The organism is Peribacillus sp. P4_C12, from assembly GCF_056402095.1.
This window is the reverse complement of record NZ_JBFUIB010000785.1, coordinates 1-1368: the sequence shown is the minus strand read 5'-3', so window position 1 is coordinate 1368 and position 1368 is coordinate 1. Positions and strand designations below refer to the sequence as shown.

The window sequence follows — 1368 nt, the reverse complement described above, 5'->3', positions numbered from 1 at the left end:
ATACCGTGCAAAGCGGCAATGCCCATTTTATTTTCCGCACCAACAACCCTCCCCATTACAATAGAGCCTATATTTCGCTCATAATTATCATGGYTGTCTAAAGGGGATTTTACTCTGTTAGTTACGGCCAAAAGCACGTTTTATTTCCTATATAGGGAGGAAATCTTTTCTTTCAGTTTTTCATTCATCTCCATCCGCTCTGAAAAATCTTCCACCGTCATTTTCCAAACAGAATGAAGCTGAGAAGAACTTTTATTTTGGCGGTTCCATTCACGGAAAATATCCGTTGGATAAGTTAAAGCATATAAAAAGGCTGGGTCTGATTGATATTTTTTCAGTTGAGGTATTTGCCATAACATCGTAGCAGCGTCTTCTAAATGATTGGATATTCGATTTGCATACTGTAAATAATCAATGCACCTTGGAGCGCTGGCCATTAAGTCAAAATCGATTAAGGTTAAGGTGCCATCTGCTTTCCGCAAAAAATTATGATGAGCACAATCACCGTGAATGATTACTTTTTTTTCCTTATTCCACAAAGACTGATTTTTTTCAAAACCATCAAGGGCCCACTCACCCCAGCCAATCCACTCCTTAATAATCTCTTCGGAAACATATTGGCGAATATAAGAAAAGTTCTTTTTGAATAGCGATAACCGTTCTTTCCATTTTTTTGATTGATCAAAAACTGGCGCTTTAATATATAGATGTTCCGAAACATCATGGAAGCTTTCAAGTAACTGAATTCCTTCAAGGCGATCCTTTTGATTGGAATATCGGAATTTTTTCTTACTAGGTGGCAAATAGTCTATACTGCCATACCATTTCCCTTCAAATTGGAAAGGCATTAAATTCTGATGAATATAATACGTTTGAGTGAATCCCTTTTGTTTTAACAAAGAAGTCAATTCTCTTTGTCGATCCCACTTTTCAAAACTGTCAAATCCTTTAAGAATCAGCGGAGGATCCTTTTCAAAGGTAATTAAATAGACACTACTTTGAAGATGGTGGATATTCTTTGGCCTACGATTTAAATAAGAGAGGAGACGAGTGTAAAATACACTGCCTTGCTGATAATTAGTAGTCATCGCTTTCATCTACATAAGTTGGCATTCCAAACGTTTCAGGCGCACGAACGCCCCCGAATTGACCTGGTTGCCCCCCCATTTGTCCAGGTAACATTGCTTCCGGCTGACCACCAAATTGACCTGGCATCATTCCTGGTTGACCTCCAAATTGACCTGGCATCATTCCTGGTTGACCTCTATATTGGCCWCCCATCATTCCCGGYTGWCCTCCTTGYTGGCCTCCCATCATTCCCGGTTGACCTCCTTGYTGGCCTCCCATCATTCCCGGTTGACCTCCTTG

General features: G+C 40.2%; 1 protein-coding gene and 1 pseudogene. Both read right to left on the bottom strand.

The window, feature by feature from the left end; all coding sequences use genetic code 11:
* Positions 1–140: 140 nt before the first annotated feature.
* Positions 141–1097, bottom strand: coding sequence for a phosphotransferase (locus tag AC1DUW_RS28975; RefSeq protein ID WP_477644206.1), 957 nt, complete (start codon positions 1095–1097; stop codon positions 141–143).
* Positions 1078–1368: pseudogene (locus tag AC1DUW_RS28970) on the bottom strand (hypothetical protein); the annotation flags it as partial. The gene AC1DUW_RS28975 and the pseudogene AC1DUW_RS28970, both read right to left, overlap by 20 nt.

What these genes read in the sequence shown, in the direction of transcription:
- AC1DUW_RS28975 (WP_477644206.1), bottom strand. Translation starts at nt 1,097, where the DNA reads ATGAAAGCGATGACTACTAATTATCAGCAAGGCAGTGTATTTTACACT.